At 41.1% G+C, this 23476-nt stretch carries 25 protein-coding genes and 3 tRNA genes; 12 read left to right on the top strand and 16 right to left on the bottom strand.

All coding sequences use genetic code 11. The annotated features are described in order from the left end of the window. Positions 1-67: 67 nt before the first annotated feature. From BLU33_RS03190 to BLU33_RS25000, 4 genes are all read right to left on the bottom strand, one after another. On the bottom strand, positions 68-271 hold the full coding sequence (locus BLU33_RS03190; RefSeq protein WP_232009384.1) for a hypothetical protein: 204 nt from the start codon (positions 269-271) through the stop codon (positions 68-70). Between the two features lie 78 nt (positions 272-349). Further along, positions 350-1018 carry a response regulator gene (locus BLU33_RS03195; protein WP_317040553.1) on the bottom strand — a complete coding sequence of 223 codons (669 nt, stop codon included), beginning with the start codon at positions 1016-1018 and terminating at the stop codon, positions 350-352. A 5-nt stretch (positions 1019-1023) separates the two neighbouring features. Next, positions 1024-2691 (bottom strand): tetratricopeptide repeat-containing sensor histidine kinase, encoded by a 1668-nt coding sequence (locus tag BLU33_RS03200; protein ID WP_091369172.1) that lies wholly within the window; start codon positions 2689-2691, stop codon positions 1024-1026. A 91-nt stretch (positions 2692-2782) separates the two neighbouring features. Then, positions 2783-2938: a hypothetical protein gene (locus tag BLU33_RS25000; protein ID WP_157682034.1), complete on the bottom strand. Its 156-nt coding sequence runs from the start codon at positions 2936-2938 to the stop codon at positions 2783-2785. Between the two features lie 337 nt (positions 2939-3275). Between BLU33_RS25000 and BLU33_RS03205 the strand changes: the two genes are divergently transcribed. After that, the gene (locus tag BLU33_RS03205; protein WP_091369175.1) at positions 3276-4166 is read left to right on the top strand and encodes a hypothetical protein; all 891 of its coding nucleotides are present in this window, start codon (positions 3276-3278) and stop codon (positions 4164-4166) included. A gap of 469 nt (positions 4167-4635) precedes the next feature. Here the strand turns inward: BLU33_RS03205 and BLU33_RS25465 are convergent, their stop codons facing one another. The 4 genes from BLU33_RS25465 to BLU33_RS03225 all read right to left on the bottom strand — a co-directional run bounded on the left by BLU33_RS25465 (position 4636) and on the right by BLU33_RS03225 (position 7676). Beyond that, positions 4636-4833 (bottom strand): ORF6N domain-containing protein, encoded by a 198-nt coding sequence (locus tag BLU33_RS25465; RefSeq protein WP_232009385.1) that lies wholly within the window; start codon positions 4831-4833, stop codon positions 4636-4638. A gap of 163 nt (positions 4834-4996) precedes the next feature. Next, a complete protein-coding gene (locus BLU33_RS03215; RefSeq protein WP_172829206.1) occupies positions 4997-6244 on the bottom strand; it encodes a site-specific integrase in 1248 nt (415 codons plus the stop codon). Positions 6245-6479: 235 nt separating this feature from the next. Continuing rightward, a tRNA-Lys gene (locus BLU33_RS03220) sits at positions 6480-6552 on the bottom strand. A gap of 110 nt (positions 6553-6662) precedes the next feature. Then, on the bottom strand, positions 6663-7676 hold the full coding sequence (locus tag BLU33_RS03225) for a WD40/YVTN/BNR-like repeat-containing protein (protein WP_091369180.1): 1014 nt from the start codon (positions 7674-7676) through the stop codon (positions 6663-6665). Between the two features lie 157 nt (positions 7677-7833). Here BLU33_RS03225 and BLU33_RS03230 point away from each other — a divergent pair. From BLU33_RS03230 to BLU33_RS03240, 3 genes are all read left to right on the top strand, one after another. Continuing rightward, positions 7834-7917 (top strand) — tRNA-Leu (locus BLU33_RS03230). Positions 7918-8007: 90 nt separating this feature from the next. Beyond that, positions 8008-8091: transfer RNA gene (locus tag BLU33_RS03235), tRNA-Leu, on the top strand. 184 nt (positions 8092-8275) lie between these two features. Then, positions 8276-9322 (top strand): acyltransferase family protein, encoded by a 1047-nt coding sequence (locus tag BLU33_RS03240; protein ID WP_157682035.1) that lies wholly within the window; start codon positions 8276-8278, stop codon positions 9320-9322. Between the two features lie 1399 nt (positions 9323-10721). On the opposite strand, the gene BLU33_RS03250 is transcribed toward BLU33_RS03240, so the two are convergent. The 3 genes from BLU33_RS03250 to BLU33_RS03265 form a co-directional block, all read right to left on the bottom strand. After that, positions 10722-11423 carry a hypothetical protein gene (locus BLU33_RS03250; RefSeq protein ID WP_091369189.1) on the bottom strand — a complete coding sequence of 234 codons (702 nt, stop codon included), beginning with the start codon at positions 11421-11423 and terminating at the stop codon, positions 10722-10724. Continuing rightward, positions 11420-12640, bottom strand: coding sequence for a PBSX family phage terminase large subunit (locus BLU33_RS03255; RefSeq protein WP_091369193.1), 1221 nt, complete (start codon positions 12638-12640; stop codon positions 11420-11422). The genes BLU33_RS03250 and BLU33_RS03255 overlap by 4 nt, the downstream gene beginning before the upstream one ends. A gap of 537 nt (positions 12641-13177) precedes the next feature. Then, on the bottom strand, positions 13178-13645 hold the full coding sequence (locus BLU33_RS03265; protein ID WP_157682036.1) for a terminase small subunit: 468 nt from the start codon (positions 13643-13645) through the stop codon (positions 13178-13180). 289 nt (positions 13646-13934) lie between these two features. On the opposite strand from BLU33_RS03265, the gene BLU33_RS03270 reads away from it, so the two are divergent. Next, positions 13935-14516: a hypothetical protein gene (locus BLU33_RS03270; protein ID WP_091369200.1), complete on the top strand. Its 582-nt coding sequence runs from the start codon at positions 13935-13937 to the stop codon at positions 14514-14516. Between the two features lie 199 nt (positions 14517-14715). After that, positions 14716-15000, top strand: a complete 285-nt coding sequence (locus BLU33_RS03275) for an RNA recognition motif domain-containing protein (RefSeq protein ID WP_091369203.1) — start codon at positions 14716-14718, stop codon at positions 14998-15000. A gap of 95 nt (positions 15001-15095) precedes the next feature. Here BLU33_RS03275 and BLU33_RS03280 read toward each other — a convergent pair whose 3' ends face one another. The 3 genes from BLU33_RS03280 to BLU33_RS03290 form a co-directional block, all read right to left on the bottom strand. Beyond that, a complete protein-coding gene (locus tag BLU33_RS03280) occupies positions 15096-16247 on the bottom strand; it encodes an MFS transporter (RefSeq protein WP_091369206.1) in 1152 nt (383 codons plus the stop codon). Between the two features lie 651 nt (positions 16248-16898). Next, a complete protein-coding gene (locus tag BLU33_RS03285; RefSeq protein WP_091369209.1) occupies positions 16899-17330 on the bottom strand; it encodes a hypothetical protein in 432 nt (143 codons plus the stop codon). 146 nt (positions 17331-17476) lie between these two features. Beyond that, positions 17477-17662: a hypothetical protein gene (locus BLU33_RS03290; RefSeq protein ID WP_091369212.1), complete on the bottom strand. Its 186-nt coding sequence runs from the start codon at positions 17660-17662 to the stop codon at positions 17477-17479. Positions 17663-17911: 249 nt separating this feature from the next. On the opposite strand from BLU33_RS03290, the gene BLU33_RS03295 reads away from it, so the two are divergent. The 3 genes from BLU33_RS03295 to BLU33_RS03310 all read left to right on the top strand — a co-directional run bounded on the left by BLU33_RS03295 (position 17912) and on the right by BLU33_RS03310 (position 20597). Next, complete coding sequence (locus BLU33_RS03295) at positions 17912-18604, top strand: S24 family peptidase (RefSeq protein WP_091369215.1); 693 nt, start codon at positions 17912-17914, stop codon at positions 18602-18604. 915 nt (positions 18605-19519) lie between these two features. Beyond that, positions 19520-20005, top strand: coding sequence for a hypothetical protein (locus tag BLU33_RS03305; protein WP_091369221.1), 486 nt, complete (start codon positions 19520-19522; stop codon positions 20003-20005). Positions 20006-20090: 85 nt separating this feature from the next. Beyond that, positions 20091-20597 carry a GNAT family N-acetyltransferase gene (locus tag BLU33_RS03310; RefSeq protein WP_091369225.1) on the top strand — a complete coding sequence of 169 codons (507 nt, stop codon included), beginning with the start codon at positions 20091-20093 and terminating at the stop codon, positions 20595-20597. 12 nt (positions 20598-20609) lie between these two features. On the opposite strand, the gene BLU33_RS03315 is transcribed toward BLU33_RS03310, so the two are convergent. After that, on the bottom strand, positions 20610-21107 hold the full coding sequence (locus BLU33_RS03315) for a hypothetical protein (RefSeq protein WP_091369229.1): 498 nt from the start codon (positions 21105-21107) through the stop codon (positions 20610-20612). Between the two features lie 365 nt (positions 21108-21472). Between BLU33_RS03315 and BLU33_RS03320 the strand changes: the two genes are divergently transcribed. The 3 genes from BLU33_RS03320 (at position 21473) to BLU33_RS03330 (ending at position 22812) form a co-directional block, all read left to right on the top strand. Continuing rightward, on the top strand, positions 21473-21769 hold the full coding sequence (locus tag BLU33_RS03320) for a hypothetical protein (protein ID WP_091369232.1): 297 nt from the start codon (positions 21473-21475) through the stop codon (positions 21767-21769). A 201-nt stretch (positions 21770-21970) separates the two neighbouring features. Next, entirely contained in the window at positions 21971-22366 is a 396-nt protein-coding gene (locus BLU33_RS03325; RefSeq protein WP_157682037.1) for a thioredoxin domain-containing protein, read from the top strand. 83 nt (positions 22367-22449) lie between these two features. Continuing rightward, entirely contained in the window at positions 22450-22812 is a 363-nt protein-coding gene (locus tag BLU33_RS03330) for a helix-turn-helix domain-containing protein (protein WP_091369238.1), read from the top strand. A gap of 431 nt (positions 22813-23243) precedes the next feature. Here BLU33_RS03330 and BLU33_RS03340 read toward each other — a convergent pair whose 3' ends face one another. After that, a complete protein-coding gene (locus BLU33_RS03340) occupies positions 23244-23465 on the bottom strand; it encodes a hypothetical protein (protein WP_091369245.1) in 222 nt (73 codons plus the stop codon). Between the last annotated feature and the right edge of the window lie 11 nt (positions 23466-23476).

Genomic DNA, 23476 nt, shown 5'->3' on the forward strand with positions numbered 1-23476 from the left:
GGCACGATCAAATCGCATTAAATATAAAATTATTTCTCATAAAGATAACTTTCTGCTGCCGATGATTTTACCTGGTGTGGCAGGGCCGTGAACAGGTCTTACAGCCGTCAGCTGACGGATAAGTTTCCTTAGCCTTATCGACGGCAGGCTTACAGGATGAATAGTCGCCCAGATACTGCCTGTCGGTTTCGTTCGGCAGGTAGATGCAATTTTCGGTGTGGACCTCGTGGTCACCGTTACTTTGGGCCCGTTTGTTTACGTAATACCTCATAATTTTGGATTTTATATTAAAATCCAAAATTAAAGGGACTTACCGGCCCATCCTTACGGGAAACCGTAGGGCTCGCGATCAGATGATCCTGTGGTCCTTGCAGTAAGCCACAAGCTGTTCATTCTTGGTAAACCCCAGGACCTCTTTGATCTGGTTTAACCTTTTTTCGATGCTGCTCAGGCTGGAAGGGGTAATATTTTGTTGCTGCAGGTAAAGAGGGATATCTTTCTGCAGGGTGCCTTTTGCCAACTGAGAAATGATCACGATGTCATAGCCCGTAAAGTCATGGGCGTTTTTTGCCCTGATGGCTTGCTGAAATTCCGCAGGGATGTGCTTTTTATTGTTACTGATGGTTTGGAGCGCTTCTTTTAGTTCCAGCGCATCCTCGCGGCCTTTTCGTACATAGCCGTTGATATCGTGCTGCCGGAAAAGCAGCGTGACAACTGCCGGATTGGGCTCAGCTGAAAATACCAGCACTTTTAAACCGGGCTGAAGCTTCCTCGCCGCTTCGATCAACGCTGTCCCGCTGCCGATCATTTGTTCACGGCCATCTTCATCAAAAGACAGATCGGTAATCAGCAGGTCATAGGGCTTGCCATCCTGCATCGCTTTTTTTAGCCTTAACAGCGCGTCATCACAATAATAGGCGTAATGTGGTTCGCCAATGCCCAAGTCTTTCAGGGTTTGTTCGACAGAGATCTTTACGCTCTGGTGGTCTTCAGCGATAAGTACGGTATGGAACATCATAGTGTTTAGTCGATAGGAAACGATATTTGAATTTCAAGCCCCTGAACAGGGCCACTGCCAAATATAAAAGTTCCCTTCATGGCTTTTATACGGTTTCCCGTATTGGTGAGTCCGTTTTTGCGCACAGCGCTGTCTGGCATGCCGATGCCATCATCGATATAAGTGATCCGGCAGTGCCCCTCAAGCTCTTCAAATTTAACCACCACGTTCCGTGCCTGGCTGTGTTTTTGCATGTTGACCATTAGCTCCTGCAGAATATACTTCAGTTCGTACCTGTTAACCGTGTTCACTTTCCGCCACAGTTCATTGCTGTTGCCAACCAGCAGGATCTTCGTTTCATCCGTAGCGAAAGTGATCAGTAATTCATTTATCTTCTGATGGAAATTCTCCTCTTGTCCGTATTGCAAGTCGTAGGAAACGTCACGCGCCCGGTGATAGATATCCTCAATGTCGTCCAACAGCCAGTCAATACCCAAAGTCTTATCTTGCTGGATTTTTTTCATCACGCGGTAAATATCGTTTGCAAGCGTGTCATGTACCTTCTTCGAAGCTTTACGCTGTGTTTCCTGAACTGCATTTTGAGTAGCCAGCGTCTGCTGCCTTTTTCTTTTTTTTATCCAAAAAAAGAGCAGTACACCGAGGATGGCGACAACCAGGATAATACAACCAATCGCGACCTGCTGTTTAATGATTTGATAGCGGGCCAGCACATTGTCTTTTTCCAGTCTGAGCGCATCCGACTTGTTCTTTTCCGAATTGTACCGGATCAGGGCAAATTGATTTTTGGCCGCGTTGCGTTCGGACTGGATACTGTCGTTAAGCTTTATATAGGACGAAAAATAAGTCCTTGATTTGGCAGCAGGACCCACTTCAACCAATTTTTTTAATGCGATGAGCTGGTCGTCAGGGCTGTGCAGTCGTAGCGCTATCTGGTACATTCTGCTGGCATAAAAGTAAGCCGAATCCGGACGCGATTTGGTATAGTAGTTGGCGATGTGTGAATAACTCGAGTTTTCACCCCAGGTATCATTCTCTTTAAGACGAATATTCAGTGCCTTTAACAAATCTGGCGCAGCGTTAAAAGAGGGGGTTTGAAGCCACCTGGTTGTGGCTAAGTTGGTCAGTATCCGGGCATAGGTATCGGGGGCTTTCACTTGTTTGATAATTTCCTGGTATAACGGAAGTGCCTGTGTATAACTACCTTTTTCCTGGTAGGCAAGCGCTTTGTTATTCAGAAAGATCAACCGGTAAGACGGTATTGCTGAAAATCTTATGGCCTGATCAAAATAAGGTATTGCGGTATCATAATTTCTGAGTCTGAAACTTGTTAGACCAAGTTCGTTATAATCAGAGGCAAGGCAACTATGATCTTTTATATTTGCGGTATCCAGATATTTCAACGACTGGAGAAGGCTTTCCTGGGCGCCAAAATAATCGCCGGCATCCGATTGTATGATGGCCATATAATTATAGGCTACACCTATTTGCAAACTGTCCTTGGAAAGATTTGCGCTTTTGTTAAAATAATAAAATGCGGAATCGTTATGGCGGTCCAGAAATGAGATCGCTTTGGTGTAGTAAGGTAAAGGTGCCGGCTTTGTCCCGGAGGGGTTTGGTTTGCAGGCTGCCAATGCCATGATCAAGCCGAATAGCAGCGGTAATAGTTTTTCCAATTTTTCTTTTTGCTGAAATAAAGATAGAACTATTTGCTATAAAAAAGTAAGGCAGGCCTCCAGGCCCGCCTTACTGATAAACCATGTCTCACTAACTGTGTGGAGGTGGCACCGGTGGCACATGACCGCCGTCGCCGCCTGTGGGATCGTCCTGTGTAGTGACGATAGTTGTACTATTTCCTTGTGTATTATTTTTATGCGCAGGGCATGCGAATGCCATAAAGAGCGCTAACATCAGCTCAAACATTTTCTTAAAATTTAAATAGTGAATAAATCCGGCAGTTGCCCGGAACCTGGTTCCGGGCCTGACTGCCAACTGCGTAAGAAGCGCTTCTTACATTTTTGGGAAGTGTGAGTACTGATTGCGGTAGCCGTATTCTGCTTCCCAGGCCGGAATTCTTCTTCCGCTCTCAGTGCTCTTTGGTGAAGCCGGCAAGACGTCCGCCGATTTCGAAAGTAAATGTATGGTGGGTTAAAGCGCTTATTTGCAGCCGATTCCGATATTTCCGATTATTCCGATACGTTTCCGATAGGGTCGTTCGGTATCCGAAAAATCTTTAGCTTTACTATTATTTTTTGTGAAAATGTTTGAGGATTATGAATTAGCGATACTGCGGGACTACAGAGAAAAGAAGAGTAAGGGCGACCTGCTGAATAATATGATGCACCCAACGCCGGCGAAACTGAAAAAAGAGAGCGTCGCTGTATTCGACCGGCGTTACCAAAGAGGGGATGAGGTGATGCTCCGGTCGTTCTTTGAGCTGAGCGCGGATACCGAAACGTTCCGGCTAGCGATTAAAAAATGGGAAACTGATAAGTTCAGGCCGCTGAACCTTGTTTTAAATAAAGGCCCGCTTAAAACTGACGAAAAGAATATCGAATTGCTGGCCTGGCTGATTGATTTTAAGCCGAGACCTTATGCTTTATGGCTGAATGATCAGAAAAGCAAAACCGAAACTACTCCCGTCAAGCCGGAGGAGAAATTGTCAAAAGAGCAGGATCCACCTGCGCAGGCAGATCAGGAAGAAGTGGGAGAAACGGAAAAAGGTTTGCCGGACACAACAACAACAACAGGTGGAACGCTTAAGCGCACACCTCCAGTCTTGGTTTATGGCGTATTGATCGCTGTAATCGCATTAATGGGTTATGTTTTGCTGAAGCACCGGACACCTGCCGGAGGAGAAAAATGTATGTATTGGACCGGTGACCATTATGAACTTATCGCCTGCAATGAGCGGCCGGACGATACCACCGTGACTGTAATTGGGTTAGATAGCAACAAGATGATCCATTTCAGAAGGATAACCCGCGCCGATACGCTGACCGCGGCATCTATAGGAAAAGTATGGTATATTAAAATAAACGATTCGATCGAGTATTATACCGCGCCCGGCGAACATCCGATACATCCTGAGAGGCGATTATTGCCGCTGACTGCGCATATTTTGAATATACACCCGCGTAAACCGGGTTAAGCAATAACGTATGACATTATTTTACTGCACTTGTGTTGTTTTATTCGTTGGTGAAAGAAGGAGAACCTATCATTAACGTATATGCGGCCTGACTGCCAGCAAAAGATAAGGCAGCTTTCGGCATCCACCAATTTGAAGCCGCAATTTGCGACTTCAAATTTTTAACATGTTTTTGGAAAAATCGTCTCAATTATTATCGTTACTTATCCTGGATGTCATCAGGCTTATAGCCAATTCGCTTACGAGGGGTGATTGCATTTTTTGTTGTTATTAATTCATCCAGGTAACGAAAAACGATCTCCATATTTTTATCCTAGTTATCCAGTTTGCTTTTAATTTTTTCAAATTCGAGGCGTAGCTCCATGTTGTTTATAAACATTTGGCGGATACGAGTGAAAATCCTCATAATTTGAATATTTACATTGATTGCCCTGTCACTTGATAAAATACCAGATAACATTGCTACGCCCTATTCTGTAAAGGCATTAGGGGTTAAACGTGTTCCGCCCCAACTTGCTGTTCCATTTTGGAAGAGCAAGTTTTTGAATTCCTCATTAGTCAGCCGGAACATAAAGTCGTCGGGAAATCGCTTAATATTTCGGTTAACAGCCTTGTTTAAGTTACCCGTAGTCACCTGGTATAATTCTGCGAGATCCTTATCTAGCATAACTTTTTGATCTCGGATAAAATAGATCCGGCTCATTACAATCTCATCTGGTATTATTATTGGTTGTTTGACTGGAGGTCACAATTTGTGACCTCCAATTTGTAGTTTCATTTTCTGTTTTAATTGTTCCGTTTGATATCGCAAATCGCGACGTTAAGTTGGATTAGTAGGAGACTTGTAACAGTCCATCAGCGTTGAATAACTTTCCTTCCAACGATTTCATATTGTTGCTGATTTTTCGTTTAGTAATTTTTGCATACTTCTGAGTCGAGCGTAAATCGTTATGTCCCAATATTTCCCGGACCGTTTCAATGGGTACATCATTTTCGAGCGTTACGGCTGTGGCGAATGTGTGCCTGGCAGTATGTGTTGTCAAATTCTTTTTGATACCGCAGATTGTAGCTAGCTCTTTCAGGTATGCATTGTACCGAAAGTTGCTGTTGACAGGCAATAACTTGTTTTCGGCAAGGCAATAGGGGTGGGTCTTGTATTTTTCAATGATTTCTAATGCTACAGGCAATAGGGGAACGGTCTCTTCTACGCCGGTTTTTTGTCTATCCCTGGTGATCCATGGTTTACCATCCAATCCTTTGAAAATATTTTCCGGTTCAAGATTATACACCGTTTCATAAGCATACCCGGTAAAGCAACAAAATATATAGACGTCGCGTACTTCCGCAAGTCGTTTTACGGGCAACTCTTTGTTGTACATGGCCAATATTTCATGTTGTTCCAACGTTTCCCTGTCCGGGTCCACGTAAGTGCATTTAAAGCCGCTGATCGCATTATGTTTTATCCAACCCTCGCCAATAGCACGATCGATAATCTGCTTTAATGTTTTTACATATTTCATAGCTGTATTATCTCCGATATTTTCCATTGTCAGGTAGTGGAAAAAATTAATGGCGAGCGCCATTTCGATATCATCCAATGGAGTATCGGCAACTTTATATTTCTTCTTAAGGAAAGCTTCCACCTTGTCCTTCAATCGCTCATATCTCGCCAGTGTACCGGTGCTGCCCTTATTCTTGCTTACCCGCTCAGCAAATTCATTATTGTGTAGTTGGAAGGCCTGCATCAGTGTTTTCTTTGGAACTTCCTTAGGCATGTAAGCATCTTTGACCATGCCTGCCGTGATCTTGTCATGGACAGCTGCCAGTTGATTGTAATGCCGTTCCAGTTCAGCTTTCGTTTTCGTAATGTAGCTATTAATGAATTTGCTGTCCGGGCAAGTCCTGATGGCTGTAGCCGTTTCTTCGTCCCAAAAATCAGGATGGATCTTTTTGCCGGATGAAAAACCGTCGCGGTCACCCTTGACTGTGATCCGTACATAGATGGGGGCCATACCATCCTTGCTGGCTTTTTGGCGCCATAGCCAGAATAAGATTGAAAGATCTTCATTTACTTTCATAACCATTTTTTTAAGTTAAACCATGGTTCTTCACGCTGAAAATCAACGAGGTATAACTAAAACCGGGATGAATTCGGTAACCTAATTTCGGCAAAAGGAATAGGTTACCGAATAGGTTACCGATTACTTTGCGTTACATTGATCTGTATTGAGTTATGAAAAGTGCCTTTAAACGAAAAAAAGCCACTTTTTCAAGTGGCTTTAGTTACTTTGAGAAGGTTTGGTGACCTTCCAGTGATCCCGCTGGGACTCGAACCCAGGACCCCAACATTAAAAGTGTTATGCTCTACCAGCTGAGCTACGGAATCATAGATCGTTTCCGTTTAAAGTGGTGCAAATATAGGAGTATTGGAGCTTGTGTGCAAGTGTTATTTTAATTTATTTAAAACTAAATAATAAGCGCTTCATTGTCAATTATCTATGGCCTAAAAATAGCTATTTTGCCCTTGCTGCCAGCTAATAAAACAAGATTTCCGTGTTTGGCTTTCCGGCAAACGTTAAAGTTGGCGGTGTCTATTTGCACCCAATTTTTACCACCATCGGTTGTAATATTGGTTCCGGCTGTGCCGGTTGAAAGGAAAGTATCGGCATTAATATATTCTACACATGATTGATAACCTGATAGTGAGTTATGCGCTAATTGCCAGGTAGTTTCATTATTATTAGAGTAACAGGCTGTAGAGTCTGTATGTTTATCATGCTGATAGTCGCCGCCAACAATAATCAGTTGATTTTTACCTTTTGCTATTGAAAAAGCTCCCTGACTGCTTTTTCCATGAGTAACGGGGATAGATGTCTTACGCCAATCCTTATTTGGAGCCTGAACAAAAAGATTAGAGACTGAGCCACCCGTTACAAAAAGAATACTATGATTTATTGTGCGTAAACAAGTTCCACTGGCTGCAAACGCAGCTTCGTTAGGTGCCGCAACGGGACTGTTGTCGTAATTATTCCAGGTATTACCGCTGTCTTTGGTTTCGAGTAATAAAAATTTATTCTTTATGGGATCGCCGAGTATGAAACCATGCCGGGCGTCATCAAAGTCTATCGCATCCAGGAAAAAGGAAGTATCGGTATTGTGATATTTTAGTTGCCAGTTTATACCTCCATCAATGGTTTTTAATATTAGTGCAGGTGTGCCGGAACTCATGATCACGGCTTCTTTGTCGGAAAATGCTTCAATGTCTCTAAAGTCAGCTTTTTCAAAGCCTTTTACTTGCTGCCATTGCCATGTTTTACCGCTATCATTGGTTATGGCGATATATCCATTACTGCCGCTTATCCATGCTGTTTTATCATTAACTACGGATAAACCGCGGATGCTTGTTGGTGTGCCTTGTTGCAAGATAGTAATATGCTGAGCGACCGTGTTATTTGCAAAGAAAAGAAAGAATAATAAAAGAGTAGAAAGAATAAATGGACGGCTTTTCATTCGTGAGTTTTATCCGAATTTATTCTTTACCAAGGTGAATTGCAAGCCATGGTCAATTTTTATATTTATTTAGGTGCATTTTAGCTGAAAAAAGTATATTTGCAACCCCGTATACTTACAGCCTATAAATTGACAAGTGTACAAGGAGTACTTTAATGCCCGGATGGCGAAATTGGTAAACGTTGCGGTCTCAGAAGCCGTTGAGAATTGTCTCTTGAGAGTTCGAGTCTCTCTTCGGGCACATCCTTTTCTTAAAGTAAAAAAGTCTTTGGTCTTAAGTTCAGCGTTAAATAACCGAGAACCGCAGACTAAAGACTTTTTTCAGTAACAAGCCCGGGTGGCGAAATTGGTAGACGCACCATCTTGAGGGGGTGGCATTCGCAAGGATGTACGAGTTCGAATCTCGTTCCGGGCACAAATTTTATCACGAAAAAAAAATCAACAATCCACTGGTGAAGAATGTGATAAACACTTTAAGTGATAGTCAGGGTTATGCCCCAAAACCTTTCATACATTCATGGCTTTTAAAAAGGATTTGTTTATAAAATCAATTAAATCATTTATACTTGATGATATATTATCCTAATAATAATTTGCTAATGAATAAAAATAATGCATTCGATTTATTGAGAATTCTACTTGCTGTATTGGTTTTATTTTCACACGCATATTTAATAGGAGGGTATGGGCAGGAACCATTTGCGAGCATAGTTAAGAATCAAACTTACATTGCTGAATTTGGTGTTATGGGTTTCTTCTCATTAAGTGGGTATTTAATCGCTGGTAGCTACGAACGTAGTAAAAATATCTATATCTTTTTATGGCATAGAATTGTAAGAATATTCCCGGGTTTTTGGTTTTGCCTAATTATAACCAGCTTCGTGATTGCTCCAATTATCTATTTTTCAGATCATCATACAATTTCTAACTTCCCGTTTACAGGTGATAATAGCTCTTTTTCGTTTATTTATAGGAATTTATTTTTAGAAGTGAACCAATGGAGCATTGGTGATATCTTAAATAATAGTGCTTATAAATTATCGCTTAATGGTAGCCTATGGAGTCTTAGGCCTGAATTTTATTGCTATATATTTATTATGCTAATAGGATTAGGCGGGATATTCAATGATAACAAATTGCCATTTTTTATAATAACTGGTTTGTTATATTTGGTTTATAGCCTAAAATTCGTCTTTAATATTAATTATGGACCTACCTTTCTTATATTATCAAATGCATTAAAATTATATACCTGCTTTGTTTTGGGTTCATTATTTTATATGTACCGTGAAAGGTTGCAATTTAAAGCTAAAGGTCTTGTAGTGATAACAATAATTACATTACTGCTTTTAAAGTATGGAGGGTATAATATTATGGCCCCTATATTAATTTCAATAATATGTATTTCTTTGTTCTCTAAATTTAAAGTCAAATTTAAATATGACATTTCTTATGGTCTATATATCTACGCTTTCCCAATTGAACAGTTGGTATATAAGCTATGGAGAACTTATTTAAATATATGGGGATATTTAGTAATTATACTACTCATAACATCTGTGATGTCTTTTTTAAGTTTTATATTAATAGAGAAACCTTTTTTAAGATTAAAAAATATATTGAATGAATATGTTCCTCGGCTATAAATAATTCTGTCAATAATCAGATTACAACCCCAATAACTATCGTAAATATTAAAAAAGCTATTTTGTGTATTGGATGATTTTAGCTTGTGTGTCTAATATTGATTAGTTACGTTTTTATCTTAAATTAAGTCTCAAGTTCGATAATATAGAACATATAAGTCCTTTTTTAGTAATAGATTCAAATGGCGAAACTAGCACATGTCCTTGAGAAGGCATGTGTAAGCCGTGCACAAATTCGAATCCCATTCCAGGTACATTGAAATATCAAGTAGTCACTTTGTACTCGTTTTGGTAATACCACTCTGCTCGTTTTGGGTGCCATAGATGAATGTTGGGGAGCTACTGAGGGTTTGGGTTATGGATTGTATTTGGTTGCGGATCATATTTTTTGTTTATTGGTTCAATGGTTTATTAGTTCATTGGTGGTTGGTTGGTATGGTTGGTTTTGGGCTAGAGGATGGGGCTCGAACCTGTCTGGATGCGTCATTGCGAGGAACGAAGCAATCCCCGACCGTACAGAGCTAATTTGTATATTGTAGACTTGTCATGTGCAGCCGCTCATTGCCGCGGAGGCTACTAGTTATTCACAGTTGTCTGTTTTTTTATAGGTGTTCATGATTGCTATCGCAATTTTGTCTTGATACAAAAGGTAACAAAAAATCAAGTCATTAGAAATGCTTCTTTGCCGCACAAGGCCATCGCCCTGCAAATCAGGCAAAACCTGGGCTGCTATATTTTTACCCTGCTGTCGCTACGCACTTAGCCTCTGCGCTTCTGTAAAAATCTGCTATGCCCTGCCATCCTCTAGGCCACCATTGTTTTGCCTGTTTTCGCCCGAAGCTGTTCTACTGACGTTTGGGGGAGAATGTTGTTGGTCATTGGGGCATTAGTTATTGTTGTGTTTTTGTCATAAGCGTGGACGCTTGTGCGTGGTTTTGGTTCAAGCGTGGACGCTTGAACCGGCGATAGGGTGTGTGAGTTTGACCTTATTGACTAAACCCCTCCCTGCCCCTCCCGTGGGGAGGGAATCGCACAGGGCCTGGGCTTTTGCGTTAGGGATTGGAACGGATACCGGCACTTCGAGGGCCTCAGTGCAGGCCGTGGCTAAGGCCTGTGTAGTATGAGTGTAAAGCCCGGACCGGAGGTAACGCCATTATTTAGTGAGTAGAGATTGGTTGATTAGTGATTAGTTGGCTGTTGATTATGTATACTTAACAACGTATAACACACCCCTGGCCCCTCTCAAGAGGGGAACTTTATCGTTGTGCATTTATTAGTTCTGAATAGCGCTTTTGGTATTCGGATTCGGTTTTGTTGAGCAGGAGTTTGGTTAGGACACGCTCATAGGGCATGTTGAGGATGGTATCCCATTTTGTGATATCACCTGCGGCTAAAGAATTTACCGTGTTGATGTATTTAAATTTTTCAAACGCCTGAATACCTGCCTTCTTCTCCAATATTGATGCAGGCGCTGAAAGAAGCCTATTTTCTGTTTCAATAAGTTGGGATAACAGGTAAAAAAATGTTTGGCTATGGGCAGTGCCTCCGTTACCCTGAGTTTTTTTACTTCGTTACAAAATTCTTCGGCTTCGTATTCATCGTATTTTTTGCCTGTTGCACGGCAGAAAAAGTAATGTGCCAGCAGGTGGCAGCAGGCTTTTAATGATGGGTGGAAATGTTCCTGCCAGTGTTCTTCGCCATGCAGTTTGATGGTTTCGTTTATTTCGTCGGCAATAATATCGCGGGCCGCCATAAAGGCTCCGGCGGGCTCGACTGATAGGTTACGGATAACGTTTACGGTTACTTTTCTTTTGCCCAGCATAAAAGTTACCTTATGGGGGATGGCATCGCTATTGTAAAGATACTTGATTTGGTTTGAGAGTGAGTGTACGGAATTACCAAATGCCTGAAAATCGCTAAAATTGGTAACATTATTTAGCTCTTTGAGGGGGATGCCCGAGAGTATGCTGATGGCATCAATATCGTTAAGATAATGCTTTTCCTGCATCTCCATCATTTGGCCCAAAGTAACTTCGTTAAGGGCGGTTGGTATTTTTACCAGCAGGTTTCCGTCGGTGGTTTTTAGTGTTTTTTCTATCATATGGTTATCAGGTTTACAATAGGATCCTGCCAGGTGTTATTTTTATAGGGCATGTGCGATTTTATTGATGTAAATGTATTGATTTTTAGTTTGTTAAGCGCAATGTATCTTAAAGGATCGATTAAATGATTGTAGGCATCGACAGGCTCATTGATGGTTTTGCCAGAGCGGTCGATACGCCATTTGTAACGGGCTATTTCATGACGGAGATTTACACTGCGGCGGGTAATGTTTATTTTGTGGCGTCGCAGGATATCGATAGAGTTTTTTATACTGTCGGGGCCCTTTTTTGCGCCTTTGATGTTCCAGCCTAGTCGCTTCAATTCTTCGATGGACTTTGGTTCGGCGCTGTCGGCAATGATCTCAGTGCTTTTGCTGATGCCTGCGCTGGTGAGCCGGGCAGCGATATCGGTATTGGTAAGGCCGGTTTCGTAAAACATTTCATCGACCCAAAGTTCGCCGTTTTGAGCGTATACCTGCAGGCAACCGGTTTCGTCGTTGGTGAAGCCAAAATCAAGGCCGGCAGCGATGCGTTTTGCATCCGGAGGGATATCGTTGCAGATATGCCAGTTATCGAACACCAGTCCGCTTACTTTGCCGGTTAAGCCGCGGGCATAGACCTTCCAGAGTTCGATATCTACTGCTTTGAGCGACTCGACCTTATCGCGCATGGTTTGCTTGATGAAGGGGTTGTGGCGGTGATCGGAGATGATGAGCTGCACATCGGGTTTGCCTATTACATGATCGTGTACCCAAAAGTTATAGTTGGGATTATAATCAATAAACACACGTTCGCGGGTGCGGAGGGCCAGTTCGGTGTAAATGTCGTAGGTGATGCCGTTGGCTTCGTTGATGAACAAATAATCGCGCTTGCCTGACTTGGCATCCTGGGCATTGTCGTAGCTTTTAAATTCGATTATGGTACCATTATGGAACTCGAAGATCCTATCGGATTTGTTATAGCTTTTTACCATGGCTTTTATTTGATCGGAGCTGTTGTAGATATTTAATGCATCGCGCAGGGCACCAGCTTTAAGGTTTGGTATATCCTGACCAACTACGGTTATTACTTGTTTTGGGCTTTCGCAGGCGAGACAAAAGAGTACTTGTTCAATAGCGTAGGTTTTGCCGGAGCTTGTGCCGCCCTGGTTTACTATTATACTGGCTGCGGCGTTATAATTTTGTTTGAATAGGATGGATGCATTTTGTTGGTTCATTAGGTTTTGTTCATTTGTTCAATGGTTCATTGGTGTTTGGTTGTCGCTTGGCTATTTTCGCATGGTCATTATCGCATGAAGCCGCTCATGGGCGCGGAGCCCTAGTCCTTTTGTCTTGATACAAAAGGACCAAAAAATCAAGTCAGCAAAGAGGCTTCTTTGCCGCACCGGGCTTGCGCTGCAAATCTGGCAAAACCTGGGCTGCTATATTTTTGCGGCCTTATTGCTGCTGTGGCCAGTGCACTGCAAAAATCTGCTATGCCCTGCCACGAACAAGGCCACCATTGTTTTGCCAGATTTCGGCCGAAGCTTTTTTGCTGACGGGATGGAAAAATGTTATTGGTCATTGATTGTTTTGGTTCATAAGCGTGGACGCTTATGCGGTGGTTTTGGTTCAAGCGTGGACGCTTGAACCGGCGGTGTGGGTGGGGTCACTGGTCACTGGTCACTGGTCACTGGTCACTGGTCACTGGTCACTGGTCACTGGTCACTGGTCACTGGTCACTGGTCACTGGTCACTGGTCACTGGTTTGTTGGTTAGAGCGATACTTCTTTTTCGTTGGAGGCGGGTGTGGGGCCGGTTTCGAGGATTTTTACTTTTAGGGTTTTTGAGGATGGATCGGTTGGTGACCGTTCTTCGGGTTTTTCGTTCCAGCCCATGCTGCGGAGGGCGAATATGGCGCCGCTGGCGGGTTGCTGGTGTAGTTTCTTTTCGTATTCAGCCTCGATACGCAACTGGCCGCGTTTGAGGATGTAGGCATGTTTGCCCGAGGTTTCGTAATCATCAAATGATTGGCGGCTGCTGAAGCCGAGGAAAAAGGCGAGGCCAGTGATGGTTGCCGGTTCGGGTTGGCGGTCCCAGATCTTTGTATCGGTAGCTTTTTTAGTGCTTTTGGTTTGCGTTGATTTTTCTTCGAGATGATATTCACCCTGAATGTGTATGAAATAGTCATCAATAAGCTGATTTAGCCTTGTAACTGTAAATTTTGGATGCTTAAGTTTCATTATGATTAAAATGCCGAATGGCATAAAGTATATTCAAAGATAACTAAATTATTTAGCATTAGCAAATATTTTTTTAATAATTGGAGGTGATAGGGATTTCAATTTTAAAGTGGATCGGGATAAAATAATTTTAAAAAAATGGGCTACTTCAGTGATTTTTGGTTGTTTTTTTGTGGTTTTTAACCGGACGCGTTAATAATTGTTAAATTTTTGTTACGAATACTAATTGGCACAACCTTTTTAACTATTTTTACGTATCCAATTACAAGAACAGCGCAGATCTTTACTAATGGGCAACAAGAGATTTACTAAATTTTTCATCGTTTTTATACTGCTGCTTTCGGGTATGATCGTATCGTGCCAAAAAGATCAGGTGGTTAATGATGAAACAGCGGTAAATTCTGCTAAAACCGATAGTTCATTAACGCTTAATGCACCTGGCAATTACCTTGCTGTTAAGGGGACGCTTAAAGTAACTATACTGGATTCGACCTATACTTTTGACGCGGCTAAAGATTCAATAGCTTTTATAAATGTTAACTCGGGCAATAACCAGTACTTTGGGATAACAGCTATTAATAAGGAGCATGACATGAGCTTTGGGATCAGCTCGGCAGGGAAGGCGCTTAGTAATTTAACCAGCACGGTAGCAGGGAGTCAGTTTTTATTGAGCCATGATAAAATGCCTAATATTGAATACGCATTAACCAAATACATAAACACCCAGGATTTCGGGAAAATAAACATTACCTCATTTAAAACAGACAGCACGTTGGCTAAAGGTACATTTTATACTTTTTTAGCTAAGGATGCCAAGCCTAATGCGCCTTTTTATAAGGTTAAGGGCACTTTTAGCCTACAGCTGAAATAGTTTTGTCATTAAGTCATTGGTCATTGAGTCATTAGTTGCCAGTATATCGACTATCGTTATAATCATTCCTATTTAACTTTTAATTATTTAGCCGTAAGTAACCGTTAAGTAAAAAAGCGTTTACAGATGGGGCTTTTCGGAGTTTGGGTAGCCAAATGTGGCCTTTTTTTAGTACCTTTAACAAATTTTAAAGACATTGATGAAAGTATTTATTGCAGGCTTGCCACTTGAGGTGGATGAGGCCGAGTTAACAGCCGTTTTTGGTGATTTTGGGCCGGTAAAATCACTCAGGATCATTAAAGATCGTGAAACAAAAGAGAGTAAGGGTTTTGGGTTTGTTGAGATGGTGAACGAAGACGAGGCTAAAGAAGCCATTAGGTGTATGAATGGCGCCAGCTATTATGGCAGAAGGATAACAGTGAACGTGGCAGAGGACAAAGGCTTTAGTGGTGGTGGTAATAAAGGTGGTTTTAGACACAATTAACAGCCGATAATTTTTATTCGAATAGACTTTGAGCCGGGCACATCCCGGCTTTTTTGTTTTTCTGCTAATCTTTTTTACAGATAGCAGATGCAGGATCAGGATGGTTCTGATCTTAATTTTGATGCCATCCACACAATAACTAACCCAAGTGTGGATATGATGGCGAATGACCAGCGTAAGTTTGAGGCTTGTGCTACAAAGCCAACCAGCGGCGGTACTATTAAAAAGCCTAAATAACCTACCGTTGATACCGCTGCAATGCCCAGGCCGTTGCTCATGGTTTTTGATTTGCCGGCTTCACGATAAACAAGCGGAACTAAGCATGAAGTGCCTATACCTACCATAGCAAAACCAAGTATAGCCGTTACCAGATAGGGAAATATAACAGAGAGCATAAAGCCTGATATGATGAGCATGCCACTATATTGCATAAGCATTTTAACGCCGTAACGGGTAACTACCTTATCGCCGGCGAAGCGGGCAAAGGTTAGGGTTGACATAAAGGCTATAAAGCCTGTTATGGCTATTGCGTGCGAGGTATGCACTGCTTTATCCATATAAATACCGCTCCAGTCATACATAATGTTTTCGCAGGCCATGGAGGCAAAGCAGATAAAGGCAAGTTTGAGCAGTGTTTTATCGGGCAATGAAAAAACAGGCTTATCGGGTTGCGGAACTGGTTTTTGATGTAGCAAAAATGGTGAACAGCAAAATGCAATTACCGTTAATATTATGCTGACCGATAATAAGTGATATGCGGGTTTTATATGATTGGCCACCATTAGATAACCAAGGGCTGCCCCGCCAAAGCCTGCCATGCTCCAGATGCCGTGGAAGGTTGTCATGATGGATTTGTTGTATAGTGTTTGTACACCCACGGCTTCGGTATTGGTTGATAGGTTGAACAGGTTACGTGATGAGCCGAAGAAAAATAATATAAGCAGGAATTGCCAGAATTGTGTGGCAAAGCCCAATAAGCCTAGACAAAGATTATAGAATACTGCACCGAAAAGCATTATTGCGCTGCTGCTAAAGCGACTAAGTAATTTGCCTGTTAACGGCATGGTTGCCATTAGGCCTACGGGTAGGGCAAATAGTGCGATACCTAGTTGTGCTTCGTTTAAATGGAGATCGCGCTGGATGGAGGGGATTCGGGATGCCCAGGTGGTGTAGCCAAAGCCTGATATGAAGAAGAATATGGCTGCGGCTATTCTTGATGATTTTGGGGATTTGGGTGCATGAGTCATATAGCTGGCTAAATTAGGATTTTATTTTTGGTTGGATGGGCATGGTTTGCTTGCAAGTTGGAATGTTGCGCGAAGCCGCTCATGGGCGCGGAGCCCTATTTCTTTTGTCTTGATACAAAAGAAACAAAAAATCAAGTCACTAGAAATGTTTCTTTGCCGCACAGGTCATTACCCTGCAAATCAGGCAAAACCTGGACTGGAATCTTTTTGCGGCCATAATGCGCACGTTGGCCGATACACTGCAAAAATTTCCTATGCCCTGCCACGCAAAAGGCCACCATCGTTTTGCCTGATTTCATCCGAAGCTGTTCTACTGACGGTAGGGGATGTTATTGGGTTATTAGTTATTGGATAGCTATTTGTTTTCATAAGCGTGGACGCTTATGTGGTGGTTGGTTCAAGCGTGGACGCTTGAACCGGCGGGGGGGCTTTTGTTGGCGGAACCCCTCCCTGCCCCTCTCGTGGGGAGGGAATCGCACTGGGGCCGGCTTTGCGTTAGGGAAACGGATACCGGCCAGGTGAGGCCCCTAAGTGCAGGCCGTGACTAATGCCCGTGTAGTATGAGTGGATAGCCCGCCCGCTAACCAGCGGGAACGGCCTGGATAAATGTAATTATTAATTATGTTTAATGTTCTATTTGGCATAGTTTTATTATAAAAACAACTGGTTGGTATTGCAGTCGTCATATACTTCGGTTTCTACGAGTTGGGTTAGGAGGGTTTTGAGCATGGCTTCGCGGGCCCATTGCTGGTCGGCGGGGCTGGCATCTTCAAGGTACCACTTGATGGGCTCGTTGATCTCGATGCGGGCCTTGTAGGTGAAATTCTTTTTGGGGTGCATTTTAACGCCCTCGTAACTGTTCAGGTTTTCGGCTTTTATTACTTTGGCGAATTGTTTAAGTGGTAAATCTACCTGCAGGCATTCGTCTAAGGAGTTTTTGAAGTCGTGTTTGTCTTCGAGCCAAAGGGTTAAAATGTCGCCGTTAATTTCATGGTCTGCGATGGCAATGCGGCTGTAATCATAGTCGACATTGATGATGAGCCACCAAAGGTGGTTTTTGAGTTTTTGTGTGATTTTTATCATTTTTTTAGGTATCAAGTAATTTTTTTGGTATCAAGTAGCGTTAGTTAGTATCAAGTAGCTAGTATCAGGTATCAAGTATCAAGTACTAAGCACGTGGACAGGTTTTTTGTCTAAATACTTGATACTAGCTACTTGATACTAAAAAGCTATCTAAATGCTGGTTGCCAGTTGGGCAGGTATTTTTGGATGGCGGCTATTTCGCGGGTGTATTTATTGCAGATGGTTTGGTAGGCCTGGTAGCGTAAAATTAATTCGTTGGTGAAATGGTTTTCTGTGTTTTTGGTTTCGGTTTGCTGCGCAATGGTTTGCAGCGCGGAGTAGGCAATATACATGGTGGTTCAGGTTTTAAATCTCTTCATCTTTTCGTTCTCTCTTTTTTTGCTGGTGTTATATAAGTGTTTTTATGCAGGGTGCATTACATAATAGCAGAATTGTAATTTCTGTATTATAATTTCTTTATATTCTGTATTTTTCATTTGGAAATTCTATTTATTTGTTATAATTTAGCACCATTGACAATACAAATATACAGAAATATCTTTATTAAATTAAAGAATTGTTGAAAACTTATTTTGCATGCTATGGAAGATGAATCAAAATCTGCTAAAATAAAGAGAGTCAGGCCTGAGACACTGGAGTTTATTATATTGTATAATCAGCTTAAAGGAAAGGCTTTTAACGGGAACGCGCAATTGGCTGAGGTGCTCGGCTTTAATTCGGCCAGCTCAATTACAGAAATTATTAAGAGCAGGCAGAATATTGATCCGGATAAACTACAGATATTTAAAGAAAAATACAGGGATTATCTAGAAAATAAAAAGCAAACAGAAAATACTGTAATTAAAAAGATGGAGGACGGGATACCTATGTACGAAATTATTGCTACGGCATCGGGCGTGGAGGTTTATAATGATATTAATGATACGCAGAGTGTGGGGCGTATGAACTTTCCGGGTATTGAGGAATGTGATTTTGCGTTGCCGGTGTGGGGGCATTCCATGTATCCATACCTGGAGAATGGCTGCTGGGTAGCGTTAAAGGTGATACATGATATGAAGATACTGCCGGGCGAGGTTTATTATATTGAATGGGGTGATTATCGTATGTATAAGCGACTACTGGCCGGGGATAATCCGGATGAGGTGATAGCTCACTCTGATAATGTTACGGAGATGATAGGGAACCGTTTAAAGTATGCGCCATTTGTGGTAAAGATTGCGGATATAAAGAAGTTGTGTTTGGTGAAGGATATTCATAAGAAGCATAATCATTAGGGGTTTTGTGAGGAACGAAGCAATCCCCGATTGTACAGAGCGAATATGTCAGGCGTTTAATTTTCCGTGGTATCGCTCATAGCCGCTAAGGCCTATTTCTTTTGTCTTGATACAAAAGAAACAAAAGATCAAGTCAGTAGAAATGCTTCGTTGCCGCACCTGGCCTTACCCTGCAAATCAGGCAAAACCTGGGCTGCTATATTTTTACCCTGCTATCGCTAGGCGCCGGGCCTTTGCCCTTCTGTAAAAATCTGCTATGCCCTGCCAATGCACAAGGCCACCATCGTTTTGCCTGATTTCATCCGAAGCTGTTCTACTGACGAACCTCACCCAACCCTCTACAAGGGAGAGGGCTTTAATTGATCCATGATCAAAAGCGTGCAAAGGCCCGACAAAAAGCGCGGGCCTGGGTGTTTTGCCTGTGGGCGGAAGGATCTTTTTGTCTTGATCTTTGGTTACTTTGGATCAAGCCAAAGTAACTAGTGTCGTGTCAATCATAAAATGTCGCTAGTCATGAGCCTAAAGTCTTGAGTCAAAATTCAAAAAGAACGAAATATGGCTTTAGACTTACGACTAAAGACTGTTGACTTGACACTAGGGCTCCGCGCCCATGAGCGGCTTCACATGATAAGTAAACGGCATGCAAATTCGCTCTATATAGTCGGGGATTATTAAATGCAGTGTTTGTTTCTTTATTGTATTAATGAGCTCCCTTCTGTCGATTTTCTTCGTTCCTCGCAATTGCGAGGTGTAAAAATCTGCTATGCGCTGCCACGCAAGGCTACCATCGTTTTGCCTGATTTCGCCAGAAGCTGTTCTACTGACGGGGAAAAGGAAGCATAGGGATATTTTGTATTTCTGATTATTATAGATGAATTACTATCTTTAACCTACATCATAAAAACAATTTTAAGCATGCCACAGATCATTCAGTTTCGATACAGTAAGAAAGCAGGTTTTACGGGCATGGCAGTGCTGCTTATTTTTATTTGCTTATTACTTACTACAACTATTAGAAATTATAATGCGCATGACATGTTGGGTATTGTGATATTTGGCGTTTTTGCGCTGTTATTTATTGCAGTGATGGGACTGATGATTGTTACCCGGCTGATGCCTGCCTTTAAGGGTGAGGTAGCGCTTGAGCTTGATGAGCATGGTGTTAAGGATTATATCCGCAATATTATACTGGACTGGAAGGATGTGGAAGACATTGGCCTGAAACCGGGCAGGAGCAGCGCCATGTTAATATTTGAGCTGAAGTTTGAATCGGACTTTGGTAAAACTGTGGCTGTATCATTACGGTGGGTTGAGGGTAATGAAAATGAGGTGTATAATACCGTATTGGCTTACTTTGACGAGATTGAGGGGATTGTGCGGGAGGATGAGATTAGTGATTAGAGGTTGGTAATTAGAGGTTAGAAAAGTCTCTAAAATTTAATTTCAATCGTTTGAATTTCTATTTTTGGAACCTCAATTCCAGTATATGATTATCCGCCTTGCTACACTAAATGATATTGACGCTATAATGCAGCTTATTGCCCAGGTTGTGCCTGTTATGAATGCTTCGGGGAATTTTCAGTGGGATAATACTTATCCTAATGCTGAAGTTTTTAAGAATGATATTGCGCAGCAGCAGCTTTGGGTTGCTGATGTTGATGGTAAAGTTGCAGGTGTAACGGCGATTACCACTGACCAGGCGGATGAATATAGACATGCGGGCATGGATACCAGTCAGACTGCTATCGTTACTCACCGCCTTGCTGTAGGCCTTGATTACAGGGGTATGTATATTGCAGAGTCACTACTCAACCAGGCTGAGCTTGTTGCCAGGGAGCGCGGGATTGATATTTTGCGAATCGACACCAATAGTAATAATAAGGCTACCAGGAAGCTGTTTCCTAAATTAGGGTATGAGTTTACCGGCGAAACTGGTTTTAAATTCAGGCCAAACCTGAGGTTTTACTGTTATGAGAAAGTGCTGGGGGAGTGAATCGTGAGTGGGTTAGTAATCGGTTAATTTTTCGGGAGCTGTTTTGTCGAAGTAGACCTTTTTGCCGGTTCGGGTAATGAAAGACTGAGGATTGGCTTTACTGGTTTGCTGATAGGCACCATCGGCGTATACACCATGCCCAAAACCACAATCGCCGTGGAGGGTTTTTATGATAATCTTATTGCCTTTCTTTACAAATTCAAGTTGGCAGTCTTGAGTGGTGTCTTTGGGTATATATTCATAATTTCCTGTTTTTTTATTGAATGATAACCGGCCATATTCGGATCCTGTATTATATGCGGGTTTTCCTGTACTACCTTCAAGATAAAATAAGATCTTTCCGCCTGGGGTATAGTGAATAGCTAATTGCTGGTATGCGGTTGTTTTCTTTCCATAGTTTACGGCAAATGTGCCATGCAGGTTAGGGAGGGTATTGGATTGAAAGGAAATTAATATCAAACCAAATAATATTAGTAATAGAGTTGGAGTAACTAATAATACCTTTTTCATATGCCTGTTATTTTCATAAATATATAGTAAATCATTTATTGCATCAAATTGTGAATTTTAGTAAGCTTTTAAGCTAAACAGCACATTTTCATTTTTCAGGAAGAAATTGATGTGTTTTTTGGTTGTATGCAGAATAAAAGTTTACCGGGTGAAGGATTATTACCCTTTTAATAAGGGGAAATACTACATGCTTAGCAAAGAATTAAGTTAAATAGTATTGATTTTTTAATTTTTATGCTAAAACGAAAAATTATTTATAAAAACGTTGTTTGCTTTGGTTTGAGAAACTTTAAAAGCATAAATTTCGTTTTTAATTACAGCAAAGCACCTCACCCAGGAGCATAAACCTAAATGAATTTTTTATTATGGACTCAGTGACACTTTCCGTTATTGTCACAATTATTATATCGGTAATTGTGGTTGATATTTATAAACGACAAAAAGACAGGATAACTGTTAATTTGCATGGCGATAATTTAAAGCAATTACTTACTATAACTGCGCTTGATTATAAGTATGGTGATGCGGATAATACGAATGACGATGATCATCAGCTGCTTACTAATGAGCTAACAGCGCTTATAAACAGTTATGAAAAGGCTGAAATATCGCAGGAGAGCTTTCAGAAGCAGATGGATTATTTGATTAATACGTTAAATTAGTTGTAGTTTAATAATATTACAGAAAAGCGACTCTTTGTAGTCGCTTTTTTTGTATTATTATATATGAGTAATGTAAAAAAAAGGATAGTTGTTAAAAAAAATGCTGCATTGTAAACAATAATGCAGAAATTTACGTTGTATCAAAAAGAGCCGTAGCAATTATTGACGGAATTATTTATTAAGGAATTAATTTACGGGCATATGGGGTTTGTTTTTTGTTTTTTAGTGATAGGGATAGTGATGGCGAGTTTATTATTGTTGATAGATGATCAACAAACCAGCAGGTTAGAGAAGATTTTGATAAAAGCCAGAAGTATACAGCCTTTGTTTCTGGTACAATCAGCCGAACAAAAATTACAGCGGTTGAATACTTTGTTGTATGGTAATATAACTATTACTGACGACGGCAGAACAATAGCACAGGGCCGTATAAATATCAATGAAGGAGCCAGGCAAATTATAATATCGCAGCTTAATGCGCTAACTAATAATTATGAGTATGGCAGAATCAATATTAAAGATTACCATACCGGCCTTAATGAATTACTCGCTACCATTAAAAAGGTTAAGGTGCTTAATTTTGAGCAGATAAAATAATATATGCCCGTTCGGGTAAATTATATTTCATTTAAATCATCTATTTCGCTTTTATACTGAGTTTGTTTATTATTGCAAGCACAATGTCTGACGAAGCAATAATTAAACGATTAAAAGTAATTGTAAAAGAGCATGGCGGACAGCTCGGCCTTGCACATGCTATTGGGGTTGACCAGGGATTTATAAGCAAGGTTATTAATAAGAAGCAGGAGATGAGCTATTACCTTATCCGCAAGCTTTGTTTCCAATTAAAATATTCGCCTGAGTGGCTCATACTCGGTACCGGCGAAAAGATCATTAACAAACCTGAATCGGCAAAGCTTATTACTGAGATACAAATGCTGCGCACTGAGGTTGATATTTTACATGCACGTATGCGCGCTTATGAGATAGAGATGAAAGAATTAAAAGATAGCTTCAGTATACAGCAACAAAAGGCAGGTTAATCTTTATAAACAGAATCCCTGTTAAACGCTGATAAGAGAATCATTATTTATATCCTTATTTATTTTCCGCTTAAAATAGCTTATGCCTACTGAGCATGTTATTATGCTTGTAAGCAGTGTTAGTTCAATAATTGTGTGATTGGCTGATAGGTGATTTTTAGCATCTGATAGAAACAGGCCAGTATCAGGGATGAGTAAACCTATTAGAGGGAAAGCTAAAAAGATGCGAAATATTATTAAATTTTCCATAAAAAACGTTTAATGTTATAAATGTAACAGCGAAAGTTTTTTATGGTTTTGAATTTAATAAGGATTCTTAATTATTATTAAAATGATAATTGCCTTAGTTTGTCATTTACGAGATCGTAAAAACAAACTAAGGCAATGCGGGCCGTTTATGTAAAACATAATTGCCCTATATACAGGGTGTATTAAGCCCTGCTTTGTGCTTTTTGCTGGCGGTGCAGGTATGTAGCGCCAAATATAAGAGCGGCAATGGCTAATATCCAAACATAGGTATCAAGGGGACAGCCATTAGGGTTATATCCCGGATCATCGGGATCACCAGAGCATGGTACTTGAGCTAATACTGTAGTTACCATTAATATATTTATTATAAATAGTAACGCTATACTTTTTGTTATTTTTTTCATCCCTGTTTATC

It is taken from the genome of Mucilaginibacter mallensis (genome assembly GCF_900105165.1).
GTDB lineage: Bacteria > Bacteroidota > Bacteroidia > Sphingobacteriales > Sphingobacteriaceae > Mucilaginibacter > Mucilaginibacter mallensis.